Source organism: Rhodopseudomonas palustris BisB18 (genome assembly GCF_000013745.1).
Classification (GTDB): domain Bacteria; phylum Pseudomonadota; class Alphaproteobacteria; order Rhizobiales; family Xanthobacteraceae; genus Rhodopseudomonas_A; species Rhodopseudomonas_A palustris_F.
The window spans coordinates 4,117,739-4,132,464 of record NC_007925.1 but is presented as its reverse complement, the minus strand read 5'-3'; the positions used below and the strand labels follow the sequence as shown (position 1 = coordinate 4,132,464).

Here is a 14,726-nt window from a genome sequence, read left to right as displayed (position 1 = left end):
GGTCACTTCTGGGTCGTGGTCGGGGTCGAAACACCGAATCGCACCACATTGATGCTGTCGCGCTTGGCGCTGCGATCGTCGGGAGTATCGGCGACCGCCGAATTGGCGTCGGCCAGGCTGCGCAGCGCCAGCGACAGCGTGCCGCTCTGGCGGGCGCGGGCCAGCCCCTCGGATTGCTCGGGCTTCAGTTCGAGCGTCGCGGTCTTGCCGACCACGACCTTCTGCCCGTTCTTCTCCTCGATGGTCTGGTCGATCGCCAGCACCCGGATGTTGCTGAGGATGATCTCGGAATTGACGCCGTCGCCGGAGGCGCGCGCGTCGGGATTCTTCTCGCGCTTGGACAGAATGACGTCGACCCGGTCGTTCGGCAGGATGAAGCCGCCGGCGCCGGTTTCCGGTGAGATTTCGGTCGAGACCGCGCGCATCCCGGACGGCAGAATCGCCGCCATGAAGCCGGAGCCGTTGGCCTTGACCAGTTTCAGATCCCGGATCGGCTCGCCGGCGATGAAGGCCGAGCGCGCGATCGATCCGACGATCTGGGTGGTGGCGTCCGGGCGCACATTGCGACGGATGAACATTTCGCTGGCGGTGGCCGCCGGCCAGACCTGCCACTGCACGTCGCCCGGGGTGAGCGCCTGTCCCAGCGGGATGTCCGATTTCGCGACCAGCACGTCCACCGTCGGCAGCTGGGCCACCGGCGCTGCCGGCGGCGGCTGCTGGTCGGCGCCGCTGGCGAGATAGGCGGCAACGCCGCCGGCACCGACAGCGATGGTCAGGACGACAATGCGTGCGGTATTCATACGCTTCACTTTCCACATTACGCGGCGACGCTGGGCGTCGCTGTAATCCGGAGTTGACCAGCTATTCGTCAAAGCATGGTTAATGAGGCGTATCTAAATCGCGTCGATCGGGAACGGGGTGTTTCAGTAGATGGCGAAGTGCGCGAGGTCGACGGCGCGGATCCATTCGGTTTCCGGGTAGATCATCAGCGCGCCGGTGGCCAGCGCGATGCCGTAAGGAATGCCGGTCTCCTTGGCATGCAGCCGCAGCAGCCAGGGTTGACCGCACAGCGCGTAGGGCAACGGCCATTGCCGGAACTGCAGCAGCAGCAGGGTCAGCGCGCCGCCGAACAGCGAGGCGTAGACCAGATATTCGAGCAGGTGGTCGAAGCCGAACCACAATGCTGCGGCCGAGGCCACTTTGGCGTCGCCGCCGCCCACCCAGCCGAACGCGAAGCAGGCAAAGGCGATTGCCAGAACGCTGCCGCCGGCGGCGATATGCGAGAGAATTTCCTGCAAGCCCATGCCGCCGAGGCCGGCCAATGCCAGGAACCCGACGATCAGCAGCAGCGAGACGCGGTTGGAAATCGTCATGGTGAACAGGTCGCTGGCCGCCGCGAAGGCCATCAGCGCCGGGAACAGCAGAACCCGCAGCAGATCGAGCATCATTGAGTTCACCACGCCCTCAGCGGTCCAAAGATCGGCTGGCCGCCCGCGAGCCTAGCCGGAACAAATGAACAATCGGGAAATGATCGTCCGGTCACCAGGTGAGGGCGATCCGGATCGCCAGGGCAAGAAGCGCCAGCGTCAAGGCCCCACAGACCAGGGCGGTGACTTCGTCGATCCGGGGGCCGGCCGCGATCCGCGCGGTCGTCGCCTCGGTACGCCCTGTCGCAAGCTTGCTCATGATCACGCCGCTACCAACACACCGGTCCGTTCAAACAACGAAGGCCTCGGAGGGTCCGAGGCCTTCGATGACCTACACCCGCCGATTATTAAAGCTTCGAGCCGATCGACGTGAACTTGGCGGACAGGTTGCTGCCGACGGTGTTCACCGCGGTGATGATCGCCAGCGCAATGCCGGCTGCGATCAAGCCGTATTCGATCGCGGTGGCGCCCGACTCGTCCTTCAGGAAACGCGCAACGATGTTCTTCATCAGACTACTCCATGTATCAACGTGGCTGTGAACTTCTCTGGTCTTGCCGGCGTTCTCAGCACCGTGACCATGGCCGCGAACCTAGGATCCGGAAATTGCAGCGCAGTTAATTCGACCGCAGAAACACCGCTGCAATTCGCTCTTCTTTGACACAGTAAATTTCGGATTAAAGGTACGACAACTTGTATGTTTCCGTAGTTTGCTGATTTTGCAGCCTTTCTCGGCGCGGGGGATGCGCTGCGGCGGCTGATTGTTGCGGCTGATTTCGGGCGGCGAGCGGCGCAGCGTTGGCCGCGGTCCGACGTTTGCAGTTCATTCACTAATTAACGTCACCTTTGCCATGACGGGCGCCGGCACCGCTGCGTATCGCTTCGCCGGCCTGTAGACGTCCCGGGGTAGAGTATGAATAAGAGTGTGAAGCGTGCCGATCTGCGCGCGGTGTTGCTGTCGGGAACGATCGGCATCGGGTTGTTGTGCGCGTTGCCCGCAATGGCCGAAACCGCAAACGGCATCATCGCCGTCAACGTCGATCAGGCGAAACTCGTCAGATTTCCGGCGCGCATTGCCACCATCGTGGTCGGCAACCCCTTGATCGCCGACGTGACGTTGCAACCCGGCGGCATCATCGTGGTGACCGGCAAGGGTTACGGCGCGACCAACGTGATCGCGATGGACCGCGCCGGCGAAGTGCTGCTCGACCGCGTGATCCAGGTCGAGGGCCCGACCGATCAGGTGGTGACCATCTATCGCGGCGTCGATCGGGAATCCTACAGCTGCACGCCGCTGTGCCAGCGCAGGGTCACGCTCGGCGACGGCGAGGGCTACTTCAAATCGGCGATGGACCAGGCCGGCAGCCTGAATACCCAGGCGACCGGCGCGAGCGGCGCCAGGACGAACTGATCAGCGTCCCGTCGGGCGGCCGTTCATGGTCGAGCTTTGCGATTGTCCCGCGGATCCGCCCGGCGATCGCAGCCGGTCCGCGCAGGCCCCATGGTTGACGCGTGGTTAACGGTTGCCGGCATTCTGTTTCGAACCGCCGCAACACTTCAACAATCAGTTCTCGTTAAATTGCAATGACCGCCTAAGTCAGTGCGAGGGTGTCTTGATGCCAAGCTGCAGGTTCTTGCCGATCGCCCTGCGGGCCCTGCGCGGCTTCCGTCGTCATCGACGTGGCTCGGCCGCGGTCGAATTCGCCCTGGTGGCGCCGATCTTCATCGCGCTGTTATTCGCGATCATCGAAGTCGCGTTGGTATTCTTTGCCGGCCAATTGCTGGAGACCGGAACGCAGGACGCCGCGCGGGTGTTTCTGACCCAAACCAATCCGGCGCTCGCCGAGGATTTCAAAAAGCTGGTCTGCAATCGGGTCGATATGTTGCTCAGCTGCGCCACCCTGCGGGTCGATGTGCAGTCGTTTGCGCCGGGCGCCGCGATCGACATCAAGAATCCGATCGTCAACGGCAGCCTCGTCGATAGTTTCGTCTACCAACTGCCGCCGCACCTCAACAGCAACTACACGGTCGTGGTGCGGACCTTCTATCAATGGCCGCTGTTCGTGACGAAGCTTGGCTTCAATCTCTCGAACGTCGGCGAGGGCACGCGGCTGCTGGCCGCGACGGCGGCGCTGCGTCCGCAATGATGGTCAATCCGATGAAGACGCTGGCATTGTCAGAATTGTTTTATGGGTTTGAGCGACAGCTCGGAAGACTGCGCCGCGACACCTCCGGTCTGGCGGCGGTCGAGTTCGTCATGATCGTGCCGCTGATGCTGGTGATGTTCTTCGGCACCATCGAGCTTTCGTCGGGGTTCGCGGCCCATCGCAAGGTTTCGATCGTCGCGCAAACCATCTCCGATCTGACCTCGCGCGGCAAGTCGGCGGCCGCGACCGACGTGAGTAACTTCTTGAGCATCGCCGATGCGATCATGACGCCGTATCCCGCGGTGCATTCCGCCGATCAATTCCAGACCACGATTACCGAGGTCTATATCGATCCGGCGACCGGCATCGGCCACGCGCAATGGAGCCGGGGAGACGCGGTCCGGAATGCCGGAAGCGTCGTCGCCGTGCCGGCCGATCTGGTTGCCAAGGACTCGTCGAACAACGTGATCGCCGGTCAGTACCTGATCTTTAGCGAGGTCAAGTATCTGTATAAGCCGATCGTGGGTTACCTGCTGGCCAAGGCGGGCATCTGGCTGACGGACCAGACCTTCACACGGCCGCGGCAATCGAGCTGCGTGTTGTGGACGGGCGAAACGCTGTGCCCGACCCGGGTGTCCTGACGCCGTTGCTCCGCGGGCTGCTCGCGATACCGCCAACCTCAAACGAAAAAGGCCGCGCTAGCAGCGCGGCCTTTCGACTTGTTAGCTCATTCCGCAGCGCAGCTGACGGAATCCGGATTAGCCGGCGGCGCGCAGGTTGTCGGCCGAAGACTTGCCAGAGCGACGATCGGCAACGATTTCGTAGCTGATCTTCTGGCCTTCACGCAGGGTGCCAAGGCCGGCCCGCTCAACCGCGCTGATGTGCACGAACACGTCGTTGCCACCATCGTCCGGCTGAATGAATCCAAAGCCCTTGGTCGCGTTAAACCACTTCACGGTTCCCATGCTCACGGGGGTAGTCCCTTCTCAATATAGATATAGTAGAAACCCACTTTTGATGGGCTGGTGAGATCGAATTTTGGAAGGGTCGTCAGCGTAAACCGGCTGTACCGGTGGATAGCTAATGTCGTCCGGCCGAAAATCGATTAGTCGATGTTATGCGAAAGCGGGCCCCAAAACAATCCTGACGTGCACGATTTTTTAATCGAGGGGTCAGTTGTGTCCGGAGTGCCAAGCACGTTTGACGTCATGGCTCGGCGGCGTGTGAGCGTCGCCGGGCCGTCCTTTACCTGCGGCGAAACTGACCGCGCGGCGGGGCTCCCCGCGGCGGGCCGCCGCCGGGACGTTCGTCCTTGTGGCGGAAGATCAGCCGGCCCTTCTCCAGGTCGTAGGGGGACATCTCGATGGTAACGCGGTCGCCGGCCAGCGTCTTGATGCGGTTCTTCTTCATCTTGCCGGCGGTGTAGGCGACAATTTCGTGTCCGGCGTCGAGTTGCACGCGATAGCGCGCGTCGGGAAGGATTTCGGTCACCAGTCCTTCGAACTGGATCAGCTCTTCTTTAGCCATGGTCGTCTCCAGATCGGTCGTTGATCAGCGCTGCGGTCTTTGTTTGCGGTTGGGTTGGGTTCCGGGGCGGCTTTCGCGATGCAGGAAAGCCACGCCCTGGATGCCTTCCTTGGCAGCCGCCTGCGGCTGCGGGCGGGCGGTGGGTTCGTGCCGGCTCGGTTCATGCCGGGCGACTGGGGCGGCGATAGTACCACCGGTCGGCCGACGCCGGCGACGCGGGCCGTTCGACGATGGCGCGACCTCATTGCTGCGCGGCGAATGCACGTGCGGCGCGGCATGGGCGCCGCGATGCTGCGATACCTTCGCCACGGTATCGCGATGCCCGGGGGTGCGGCGATCTTCGCGCGGCAGGGTGATGCGGATCAGCTTCTCGATGTCGCGCAGGAACGCCATCTCTTCGCCGGCGACCAGCGAGATCGCGATGCCCTCGGCGCCGGCGCGCGCGGTGCGGCCGATGCGATGGACGTAGGTCTCCGGAATGTTCGGCAGATCGAAATTCACCACATGGGTGATGCCGTCGACGTCGATGCCGCGGGCGGCGATGTCGGTAGCAACCAGAGTGCGGATTTCACCGGCGCGGAACGCCGCCAGCACGCGCTCGCGGTGGTTCTGCGACTTGTTGCCGTGGATCGCGTCGGCGGTGATGCCGGCGCGCGCCAGGCCCTTCACGACCTTGTCCGCGCCATGCTTGGTGCGGGTGAAGATCAGCGCCCGGTTGACGTTCTCTTGCTTGAGGATCTGCGCCAGCAGGGTCGGCTTGGCGGAATGGTCGACCTGGATGATGCGCTGGGTGATGCGTTCCACGGTGGAGGCCACCGGGGTCACGGCGACCCGCGCCGGATCGCGCAGCATCTGGTCGGCGAGGTCGGCGATGTCCTTCGGCATGGTGGCCGAGAAGAACAGCGTCTGCCGCTTGATCGGCAGCTTGGCGACGATTTTGCGGATGTCGTTGATGAAGCCCATGTCGAGCATGCGGTCGGCTTCGTCGAGCACCAGAAACTCGACCTGATTGAGCTTCAGCGCATTGGTCTGCACGAGGTCGAGCAGTCGGCCCGGCGTCGCCACCAGCACGTCGAGGCCCGGCATGATCGAGCGGACCTGGCGGCCCATCGGCACGCCGCCGATCGCTAGCGCCGAGGTCAAGCGGACGTGACGGCCATAGGCGTTGAAGCTCTCCAGGATCTGACCGGAGAGTTCGCGGGTCGGGCTCAGCACCAGCACGCGGCAGGTCTTCGGCTGCGGCTTGATGCGGTTTTCCAACAGGCGGTGGATGATCGGGAGCGCGAAGGAGGCGGTCTTGCCGGTGCCGGTCTGGGCGATGCCGACGACGTCGCGGCCAGCCATAGCAAGGGGAATGGTTTGAGCCTGAATCGGCGTCGGGGTCAGGTAATTTTCTTCTTTAAGCGCACGCGTAATAGCTTCGGCCAGGCCGAAATCCTGAAAGGAGGTCAAAAGGTTGGTTCTTTCCATTACAAAGGCAGGCGCCCGGCAAGCTGAACCAGGAGCGCACGAGGGGGTGTCTGAGACACCCGCGTGTTTGGGGCGTCGGCTTTGTTAGCTGAAGGGGCAAGCCAGAAACCGTTTAGACGGGCTCAGAACACGCGGCTCGCATTGACCCGATGATTCTCAAGGTCGTTCTTTCATATGGAACAGCTACGCGGCAGATTCAAGGTGTATTCGTCGGCTGGTTGAGTTTCTTGGTTTTGCCGACCAAAAATTAGCCTGCGCGACATTTTCGCTTACGTCCTGTGCGGGTTGCTTATTTTCGTGGCAGATTCGATGCGCGCTCGAACGTCGGAGCGCGCAGCATAAGACCTGCGATGGCGAAATCCCCCGCATCTCCATTCCCTTATCGTCTTACCCACCCATGGCATGGATCTTGCGATTCCGTTAACGCAGACGGCCGTGGGGCCGCGCATCACTGTATCTGCGTTATGGAGACGATAACCTCATGCTTACTGAACCGAAGCAATCGAAGGCTGTGCCGATCAGTCGGCGGCGCTGGCTGGCAGCGAGCGCCGGGCTGATGCTTGGCTTGGCCACGTTCAGCTCCGCGAAAGCCGAGGACACCATCAAGGTCGGTGTCCTGCACTCGCTGTCGGGGACGATGGCGATCAGTGAAACCACGTTGAAAGACACCATTCTCTTCCTGATCGACGAGCAGAACAAGAAGGGCGGCGTGCTCGGCAAGAAGCTCGAGGCCGTGGTGGTCGATCCGGCGTCGAACTGGCCGCTGTTCGCCGAGAAGGCTCGCGAGCTGATCACCAAGGACAAGGTGTCCGTGGTGTTCGGCTGCTGGACCTCTGTGTCGCGCAAGTCGGTGCTGCCGGTGTTCAAGGAATTGAACTCGATCCTGTTCTACCCGGTGCAGTATGAAGGCGAGGAATCCGAGCGCAACGTGTTCTACACCGGCGCCGCCCCGAACCAGCAGGCGATCCCGGCGGTCGACTATCTGATGAAAGACGAGAAGGTGAAGCGCTGGGTGCTGGCCGGCACCGACTACGTCTATCCGCGCACCACCAACAAGATTCTCGAAGCCTACTTGAAGTCGAAGGGCGTCAAGTCCGAAGACATCATGATCAACTACACGCCGTTCGGTCATAGTGATTGGCAGACCATCGTCGCCGACATCAAGAAGTTCGGCTCCGCCGGCAAGAAGACCGCGGTGGTTTCCACCATCAACGGCGACGCCAACGTGCCGTTCTACAAGGAGCTCGGCAACCAGGGCATCAAGGCCACCGACATTCCGGTGGTGGCGTTCTCGGTCGGCGAAGAAGAACTCGCCGGCATCGACACCAAGCCCTTGGTCGGCCATCTCGCCGCCTGGAACTACTTCCAGTCGATCAAGACCCCGGAGAACGAGAAGTTCATCAAGGCCTGGCAGGCCTATACCAAGAACCCGAAGCGCGTGACCAACGACCCGATGGAAGCCCACGTCATCGGCTTCGACATGTGGGTCAAGGCGGTCGAGAAGGCCAAGTCGGTCGACGCCGACAAGGTGATCGACGCGCTGCCCGGCACCGAGGCCAAGAACCTCACCGGCGGCACCTCGAAGATGCTGCCGAACCATCACATCACCAAGCCGGTGTTCATCGGCGAGATCAAGGCCGACGGCCAGTTCGACGTGGTGTGGAAGACCCCCGGCCTGGTGGCCGGCGACGCCTGGTCGAAGGAGCTCGAAGGCTCCAAGGATCTGATCGGCGATTGGGTCGGCAAGAAGTGCGGCAACTACAACACCAAGACCAACAAGTGCGGCGGGCAGGGCTCCTGAATTCGCTCTGAACCACTTGAAATCGGAGAAGGCGGCGCTGTCGCCGCCTTCTCTTCCTTCCGCCCGGGGTCCGCCAGTGCTCAGCTATTTCTTTGATCGTGTTCGCGCGTTTGCCTTTGCCGCCGTAGTGATTGCCGCGTCCGCCATCCCGGCTTTGGCCGGTCCGTTCGAAGACGCCGTGGCGCAATTCGCCAATGATTCATTTTCCGATACCGAGGAGGCGATCGGCGTGATCGCCACCGGCGGTCATCCGCAGGCCTACGCCATCATCGGCGCGCTGCAGGCCGGCCGGCTGATGGCCGATCCCGAGTCGAAGCGCGTTTTCGTCACCCAGCCCGACGGCGCCTTCATCGACGCCGCGACCGGCGAGGCGGTGCAAAACCTTCCAGACGGCGCCGCCGCGGTGCGGCTCAACAACCGGCTGCGCCGTACCGTGGAGGCGGCCCTCGGCGGCTTGACGCTGCAGTCGCCGGATCTTGCCAAGCGGATCCAGGCCGCGCAATCGGTGTTCAAGACCCACGACGAGGCGATGCTGCCGATGGTCGACGGCGCGCTCGCCAAGGAGACCAACCCGGCCGCCAAATTGGCGTTCGGCGAGGCGCGCGCGGCGATTCTGCTGTTCAAGGCCGACGCCACCGATCCGGAAAAGCTTGAAGCCATCGCCGCCATCAAAGCGCGTGGCGATCAGGAGGCGCTGGCGCTGCTCACCGGCCTGAGTGGCGAGCAATCGGTGGCGGTGACCCGCGCCGCCGCTGCCGCCACCAACGCGATCCAAAGCCGGCTTGCGCTGTGGTCGATGGTGCAGAACGCCTGGTACGGGCTGTCGCTCGGCTCGGTGCTGCTGCTGGCGGCGATCGGGCTCGCCATCACTTTTGGCGTGATGGGCGTCATCAACATGGCGCATGGCGAGATGGTGATGATCGGCGCCTACGTCACCTTCGTGGTGCAGGAGACCATCCGCACCAGCTATCCCGCGCTGTTCGACTATTCGCTGCTGATCGCGGTGCCGCTGGCGTTCCTGGTCGCGGGGCTGATCGGCGTCATCATCGAGCGCAGCATCATCCGCTTCCTCTACGGCCGGCCGCTGGAAACCCTGCTGGCGACTTGGGGGCTGTCGCTGGTGCTGCAGCAGGCGGTGCGCACGCTGTTCGGCCCGACCAACCGCGAGGTCGGCAATCCGTCCTGGATGTCGGGCGCGTTCGAGCTCGGCCAGATCGTCATCACCTATAACCGGCTGTGGATCCTGTGCTTTACCCTCGCGGTGTTCGCGATCCTGTTGGCGATGCTGCGCTACACGTCGCTGGGCCTGGAGATGCGCGCGGTGACGCAGAACAGGCGGATGGCGGCGTCGATGGGCATCGCCACCTCGCGGGTCGATGCTTTGACGTTTGGCCTCGGCTCCGGCATCGCCGGGATCGCCGGCGTGGCGCTGTCGCAGATCGACAATGTCAGCCCCAATCTCGGCCAGAGCTACATCATCGATTCCTTCATGGTGGTGGTGTTCGGTGGCGTCGGCAACCTGTGGGGCACGCTGGTCGGCGCCTTCACGCTCGGCATCGCCAACAAGTTTCTGGAGCCGATGGCCGGCGCGGTGCTTGGCAAGATCGCGATCCTGGTGCTGATCATCCTGTTCATCCAGAAACGCCCGCGCGGCCTGTTCGCGCTGAAGGGCCGGGCGATCGAAGCATGATGAATGTGATGCTACAACATAACTTTGCACCGCAGCCCCTCTCTGTGCCGAAGTCTCGCTCCGCGTCGCAGCCCAACTCCCTCCCCCCTTGCGGGGGAGGGTCGGGGAGGGGGGTAACCACGCGCTCTGTGCTCGCGGACCCCCACCCCCGACCCCTCCCCGCAAGGGGGAGGGGAGCGCGCCGCGTCGCGCGGCAAAGGGGAGCGCGCTCTGTTGCGCGCAGAAGGGATGCGCGCCGTGCCGCGCGGGGGAGCCGCCGATGACCCCGCATATCCTCACCCGCACCCTCGACCGCAGCGCCACCATCTTCCTCGTCATCGTCGCCGCGGTGGGCATCTTGCTGCCGCTGGCGAATCTGCTGTTTCCGGAAGGTTCGGCGTTGCACGTGCCGACTTATCTGATGGCGCTGTTCGGCAAATACGTCTGCTACGCGCTCTTGGCGCTGTCGATCGATCTGATCTGGGGCTATTGCGGCATTCTCTCGCTCGGCCACGGCGCATTCTTCGCGCTCGGCGGCTACGCCATGGGGATGTATCTGATGCGCCAGATCGGCTCCCGCGGCGTCTACGGCAATCCCGTGTTGCCCGATTTCATGGTGTTCCTGAATTACAACGAACTGCCATGGTACTGGTACGGCTTCGACATGTTCTGGTTCGCCGCCCTGATGGTGCTGGTGGTGCCGGGCCTGCTCGCCTTCGGCTTCGGCTGGCTGGCGTTCCGCTCCCGCGTCACCGGCGTCTATCTCTCGATCATCACCCAGGCGATGACCTACGCGCTGCTGCTGGCGTTCTTCCGCAACGATTTCGGCTTCGGCGGCAATAACGGCCTGACCGATTTCAAGGACATTCTGGGCTTCAACGTGCAGGCCGACGGCACCCGCGCCGCCTTGTTCGCGCTGAGTTGTCTGGCGCTGGCGCTGGGCTTTCTGATCTGCCGCGCGGTGGTGACCTCGAAGCTCGGCAAGGTGCTGATCGCGATCCGCGACGCCGAGTCGCGCACGCGCTTCCTCGGCTATCGCGTGGAATCCTACAAGTTGTTCGTGTTCACGCTGTCGGCCTGCATGGCCGGCGTCGCCGGCGCGCTCTACGTGCCGCAGGTCGGCATCATCAATCCCGGCGAATTCGCGCCGGGCAATTCGATCGAGGCGGTGATCTGGGTCGCGGTCGGCGGCCGCGGCACGCTGATCGGCGCGGCGCTCGGCGCCGTGGTGGTCAACTACGCGAAAACCGTGTTCACCTCGGGGCCGCTCGCGCCATACTGGCTGTTCATGCTGGGCGCGCTGTTCATCCTGGTGACGCTGCTGCTGCCGAAGGGCATCATCGGCACCTTCAACGCCTGGTGGGAGCCGTGGAAGGCCAAGCGCGACAACGCTAATGCGGAGAGTGCCGCGCGCGAAGACGGCGTGATCGAACCGAAGCTGGCGGAGTGAGCCGATGAGCATGTTGGAAACCCGCTCGACGCCGTCGATGCTCTATCTCGACGGTGTCCACGTCTCGTTCGACGGCTTTCACGCCATCAACAACCTGTCGCTGACGCTTGCTACCGGCGAGATGCGCGCCATCATCGGCCCGAACGGCGCCGGCAAGACCACCATGATGGACATCATCACCGGCAAGACCAAGCCGGATCAGGGCGAGGTGCTGTTCGACGGCAGCGTCGATCTCACCAAGCTCGACGAAACCCAGATCGCCGAACTCGGCATCGGCCGCAAATTCCAGAAGCCGACGGTGTTCGAGAGCCAGACCATCGAGGACAATCTGTTGCTGGCGCTGAACGTCGATCACCGGGTGCGCGGCACGTTGTTCTGGCGCCAGAGCAAGGCCGAGGCCGCGACCATCGAACGCGTGCTGGAGACCATCCGCTTGACCGACGCGCGCGATCGGTTGGCGGGGTCGCTGTCGCACGGGCAAAAACAGTGGCTGGAGATCGGCATGCTGCTGGCGCAGGATCCGAAACTGTTGCTGGTCGACGAGCCGGTCGCCGGCATGACCGACGTCGAAACCCACCAGACGGCGGAGCTGTTGAAAGAAATAAACCGCGACCACAAGACCGTGGTGGTGGTCGAGCACGACATGACCTTCGTGCGCGAACTCGGCGTCAAAGTGACCTGTCTGCACGAAGGCAGCGTGCTGGCCGAGGGCACCATCGATCAGGTCTCGGCCAACGACCGCGTGGTCGAAGTGTATTTGGGGAGATAACAGGGCGAATAGGGAGTAGCGAATAGCGAATAGAAAGTTGTTGCCAATTCGGGAATCATCCCTCCTTTCTATTCGCTATTCGCTATTCGCTATTCGCTATTCGCTATTCGCTATTCGCTCGCCGCGTTGAGGACCACCGATGCTGACCGTCGACAACATCAGCCTGTATTACGGCGCGGCCCAAGCGCTGCGCGGCGTCTCGATTTCGGCGCAGCCCGGCAAGGTCACCTGCGTGCTCGGGCGCAACGGCGTCGGCAAGACCAGCCTGCTGCGCGCGCTGGTCGGCCAGCAGGCGATTTCAAGTGGCTCGATCAGCTTCGACGGCCACGACATTTCCAAGCTGAAGCCCTATGAGCGGGCGCGCCGCGGCATCTCTTTCGTGCCGCAGGGCCGCGAGATTTTCCCATTGCTCACCGTCGAGGAGAATCTGAAGACCGGCTACGCGCCGCTGAAGCGCGCCGACAAGACCATTCCGGACGACGTGTTCGCGCTGTTTCCGGTGTTGAACTCGATGCTCGGGCGGCGCGGCGGCGATCTAAGCGGCGGCCAGCAGCAGCAATTGGCGATCGGCCGCGCGCTGGTGATGCGGCCGAAGCTGCTGCTGCTCGACGAGCCGACCGAAGGCATCCAGCCCTCGATCATCAAGGACATCGGCCGCGCGATCTCTTATCTGCGCGGGCTTGGCAACATCGCCATCGTGCTGGTCGAGCAATATCTCGACTTCGCCTGCGAACTCGGCGACAACTTCGCCGTGATGGACCGCGGCGCGGTGAAGTTTTCCTGCGATCGCGCCAGCCTCGATCCCAGCGAGATCAGCCGCCAGATGGCGCTGTAAGAATTCATGATCGCGGAATGGCGAGACACGGGTTCGGCCTCAGCTCTCCCCGCAAGCGGGGAGAGGGTGCGCGCTGCCGTTGCCGCGATGCTGCGGAAGTCATCCAGGCCGTGACGCCCCTCGACACCAGCGCCGCCGCGATTTTCGCCGCCAATCGCGCGCAGGGCGCGGTCAAGTTCGACGTCCGCCTGCAGGACGGCATGACGCGCCGCGGCCGGGTGCAGGAATCCGGCTCGCTGCGGGTGCGGTTTCCCTCGCCCGAGGCCGAAGGCTTGTCGGCGGTGTTCATCAACACCGCGGGCGGCATCGCCGGCGGCGATCGTTTCGATACCGACATTGCGGCCGGCGAGGGCACCAGGCTGACGCTGACCACCGCGGCGGCCGAGAAGCTCTACCGCGCGGCCGGCGCGCCGGCGCAGATCCGCATCGCGCTCGCGGCGGCAGCGAATGCGCATCTCGCCTGGCTGCCGCAGGAGACCATCTTGTTCGATCAGGCGCGCGTCGCGCGCAGCATCGACATCGATCTGGCAGAGACCGCCTCGCTGCTGCTGTGCGAGATCGTGGTGTTCGGCCGCGCCGCGATGGGCGAACGGATGCTGTCCGGCGAGTTCGTCGACCGCTGGCGGCTGCGGCGCGGCGGCCGGCTGGTGTTCGCCGAAACCGTGCGGCTCGACGGCGACATCGGCGCGACGTTGGCGCATCGCGCGGTGGCCAACGGCGCTGCCGCGATCGGCACCGCGCTGATCGTGCCGGGCGACGAAGCGCTGGTGCAACGAATTCGCGACAGCGCGCCGAGCTTTAGCGGCGAGGTCGGGATTTCCGCCTGGAATGGATTTGCAATGGCGCGGTTCTGTGCCCAAGATGCGGCGCGGCTGCGCACCGATATGATGGCGGTGCTCGGCTGCGCCAGCGGCACCGCGTTGCCGCGGCTGTGGCTTAGTTAGGTTAGTGATCGATCGAGTGTTCGCATGAATCTCTCTCCCCGTGAAAAAGACAAGTTGTTGATCTCCTTGGCCGCGATGGTGGCGCGGCTGCGCCTGGCGCGCGGCGTCAAGCTCAACCATCCGGAAGCCGTCGCGATCATTTCGGATTTCATCGTCGAAGGCGCGCGCGACGGCCGCAGCGTCGCCGAACTGATGCAGGCCGGCGCCGAGGTGATCACCCGCGCGCAGTGCATGGATGGCATTCCCGAAATGATCCACGACATCCAGGTCGAGGCCACGTTCCCCGACGGCACCAAGCTCGTCACCGTGCACGAGCCGATCCGATGAGGCATCCATGATCCCCGGCGAACTGTTCATCCAGGACGGCGAGATCGAGCTCAACGCGGAGCGCGAAACGGCGACGCTGAGCGTCGCCAATGCCGGCGACCGGCCGATCCAGGTCGGCTCGCACTATCATTTCTTCGAGACCAATCCGGCGCTGCAATTCGACCGCGCCAAAGCCCGCGGCATGCGGCTCGACATCGCCGCCGGCACCGCGGTGCGGTTCGAGCCGGGGCAGAGCCGCGAGGTGCAGCTGGTGGCATTGGCCGGCAAGCGCGAGGTCTACGGCTTCCGCGGCGAGGTGATGGGGAAGCTGGACAAGGCTTGATGAGCCGAAGTGTAAGGACTACCTTGGATGTAAGGAGTTC

General features: G+C 63.7%; 18 protein-coding genes. 11 read left to right on the top strand and 7 right to left on the bottom strand.

Annotation, left to right across the window (positions count from 1 at the left end; translation table 11 throughout):
* Positions 1 to 2: 2 nt before the first annotated feature.
* The 4 genes from cpaB to RPC_RS18595 form a co-directional block, all read right to left on the bottom strand.
* Positions 3 to 800, bottom strand: a complete 798-nt coding sequence (gene cpaB / locus RPC_RS18605; protein ID WP_011474129.1) for a Flp pilus assembly protein CpaB — start codon at positions 798 to 800, stop codon at positions 3 to 5.
* A gap of 123 nt (positions 801 to 923) precedes the next feature.
* A complete protein-coding gene (locus tag RPC_RS18600) occupies positions 924 to 1,448 on the bottom strand; it encodes an A24 family peptidase (protein WP_011474128.1) in 525 nt (174 codons plus the stop codon).
* Positions 1,449 to 1,539: 91 nt separating this feature from the next.
* Entirely contained in the window at positions 1,540 to 1,686 is a 147-nt protein-coding gene (locus RPC_RS26325; protein ID WP_157043252.1) for a hypothetical protein, read from the bottom strand.
* Between the two features lie 88 nt (positions 1,687 to 1,774).
* Positions 1,775 to 1,936 (bottom strand): Flp family type IVb pilin, encoded by a 162-nt coding sequence (locus tag RPC_RS18595; protein WP_011474126.1) that lies wholly within the window; start codon positions 1,934 to 1,936, stop codon positions 1,775 to 1,777.
* Positions 1,937 to 2,338: 402 nt separating this feature from the next.
* On the opposite strand from RPC_RS18595, the gene RPC_RS18590 reads away from it, so the two are divergent.
* The 3 genes from RPC_RS18590 (at position 2,339) to RPC_RS18580 (ending at position 4,213) form a co-directional block, all read left to right on the top strand.
* Positions 2,339 to 2,836, top strand: coding sequence for a pilus assembly protein N-terminal domain-containing protein (locus RPC_RS18590; RefSeq protein WP_011474125.1), 498 nt, complete (start codon positions 2,339 to 2,341; stop codon positions 2,834 to 2,836).
* Between the two features lie 205 nt (positions 2,837 to 3,041).
* Positions 3,042 to 3,572, top strand: a complete 531-nt coding sequence (locus RPC_RS18585; RefSeq protein WP_011474124.1) for a TadE/TadG family type IV pilus assembly protein — start codon at positions 3,042 to 3,044, stop codon at positions 3,570 to 3,572.
* A complete protein-coding gene (locus RPC_RS18580) occupies positions 3,476 to 4,213 on the top strand; it encodes a TadE/TadG family type IV pilus assembly protein (protein WP_415914741.1) in 738 nt (245 codons plus the stop codon). Before RPC_RS18585 ends, RPC_RS18580 begins: the two co-directional genes overlap by 97 nt.
* Positions 4,214 to 4,330: 117 nt before the next feature.
* On the opposite strand, the gene RPC_RS18575 is transcribed toward RPC_RS18580, so the two are convergent.
* The 3 genes from RPC_RS18575 to RPC_RS18565 all read right to left on the bottom strand — a co-directional run bounded on the left by RPC_RS18575 (position 4,331) and on the right by RPC_RS18565 (position 6,569).
* Entirely contained in the window at positions 4,331 to 4,543 is a 213-nt protein-coding gene (locus tag RPC_RS18575) for a cold-shock protein (RefSeq protein WP_011474122.1), read from the bottom strand.
* A 274-nt stretch (positions 4,544 to 4,817) separates the two neighbouring features.
* Entirely contained in the window at positions 4,818 to 5,099 is a 282-nt protein-coding gene (gene infA / locus RPC_RS18570; RefSeq protein WP_011474121.1) for a translation initiation factor IF-1, read from the bottom strand.
* Between the two features lie 24 nt (positions 5,100 to 5,123).
* Positions 5,124 to 6,569: a DEAD/DEAH box helicase gene (locus RPC_RS18565; protein WP_011474120.1), complete on the bottom strand. Its 1,446-nt coding sequence runs from the start codon at positions 6,567 to 6,569 to the stop codon at positions 5,124 to 5,126.
* A 481-nt stretch (positions 6,570 to 7,050) separates the two neighbouring features.
* Between RPC_RS18565 and urtA the strand changes: the two genes are divergently transcribed.
* From urtA to RPC_RS18525, 8 genes are all read left to right on the top strand, one after another.
* Positions 7,051 to 8,370, top strand: coding sequence for an urea ABC transporter substrate-binding protein (urtA, locus tag RPC_RS18560; RefSeq protein ID WP_011474119.1), 1,320 nt, complete (start codon positions 7,051 to 7,053; stop codon positions 8,368 to 8,370).
* A gap of 76 nt (positions 8,371 to 8,446) precedes the next feature.
* Positions 8,447 to 10,060 (top strand): urea ABC transporter permease subunit UrtB, encoded by a 1,614-nt coding sequence (urtB, locus tag RPC_RS18555; protein ID WP_011474118.1) that lies wholly within the window; start codon positions 8,447 to 8,449, stop codon positions 10,058 to 10,060.
* A gap of 259 nt (positions 10,061 to 10,319) precedes the next feature.
* Entirely contained in the window at positions 10,320 to 11,489 is a 1,170-nt protein-coding gene (gene urtC / locus RPC_RS18550; protein ID WP_011474117.1) for an urea ABC transporter permease subunit UrtC, read from the top strand.
* 4 nt (positions 11,490 to 11,493) lie between these two features.
* A complete protein-coding gene (gene urtD, locus RPC_RS18545) occupies positions 11,494 to 12,258 on the top strand; it encodes an urea ABC transporter ATP-binding protein UrtD (protein ID WP_041802061.1) in 765 nt (254 codons plus the stop codon).
* A gap of 139 nt (positions 12,259 to 12,397) precedes the next feature.
* Positions 12,398 to 13,093, top strand: a complete 696-nt coding sequence (urtE, locus tag RPC_RS18540) for an urea ABC transporter ATP-binding subunit UrtE (RefSeq protein WP_011474115.1) — start codon at positions 12,398 to 12,400, stop codon at positions 13,091 to 13,093.
* Positions 13,094 to 13,203: 110 nt separating this feature from the next.
* Positions 13,204 to 14,037, top strand: a complete 834-nt coding sequence (locus RPC_RS18535; RefSeq protein WP_011474114.1) for an urease accessory protein UreD — start codon at positions 13,204 to 13,206, stop codon at positions 14,035 to 14,037.
* Between the two features lie 24 nt (positions 14,038 to 14,061).
* On the top strand, positions 14,062 to 14,364 hold the full coding sequence (locus RPC_RS18530; RefSeq protein ID WP_011474113.1) for an urease subunit gamma: 303 nt from the start codon (positions 14,062 to 14,064) through the stop codon (positions 14,362 to 14,364).
* Between the two features lie 7 nt (positions 14,365 to 14,371).
* Positions 14,372 to 14,686 carry an urease subunit beta gene (locus RPC_RS18525; protein ID WP_011474112.1) on the top strand — a complete coding sequence of 105 codons (315 nt, stop codon included), beginning with the start codon at positions 14,372 to 14,374 and terminating at the stop codon, positions 14,684 to 14,686.
* Positions 14,687 to 14,726 lie beyond the last annotated feature (40 nt).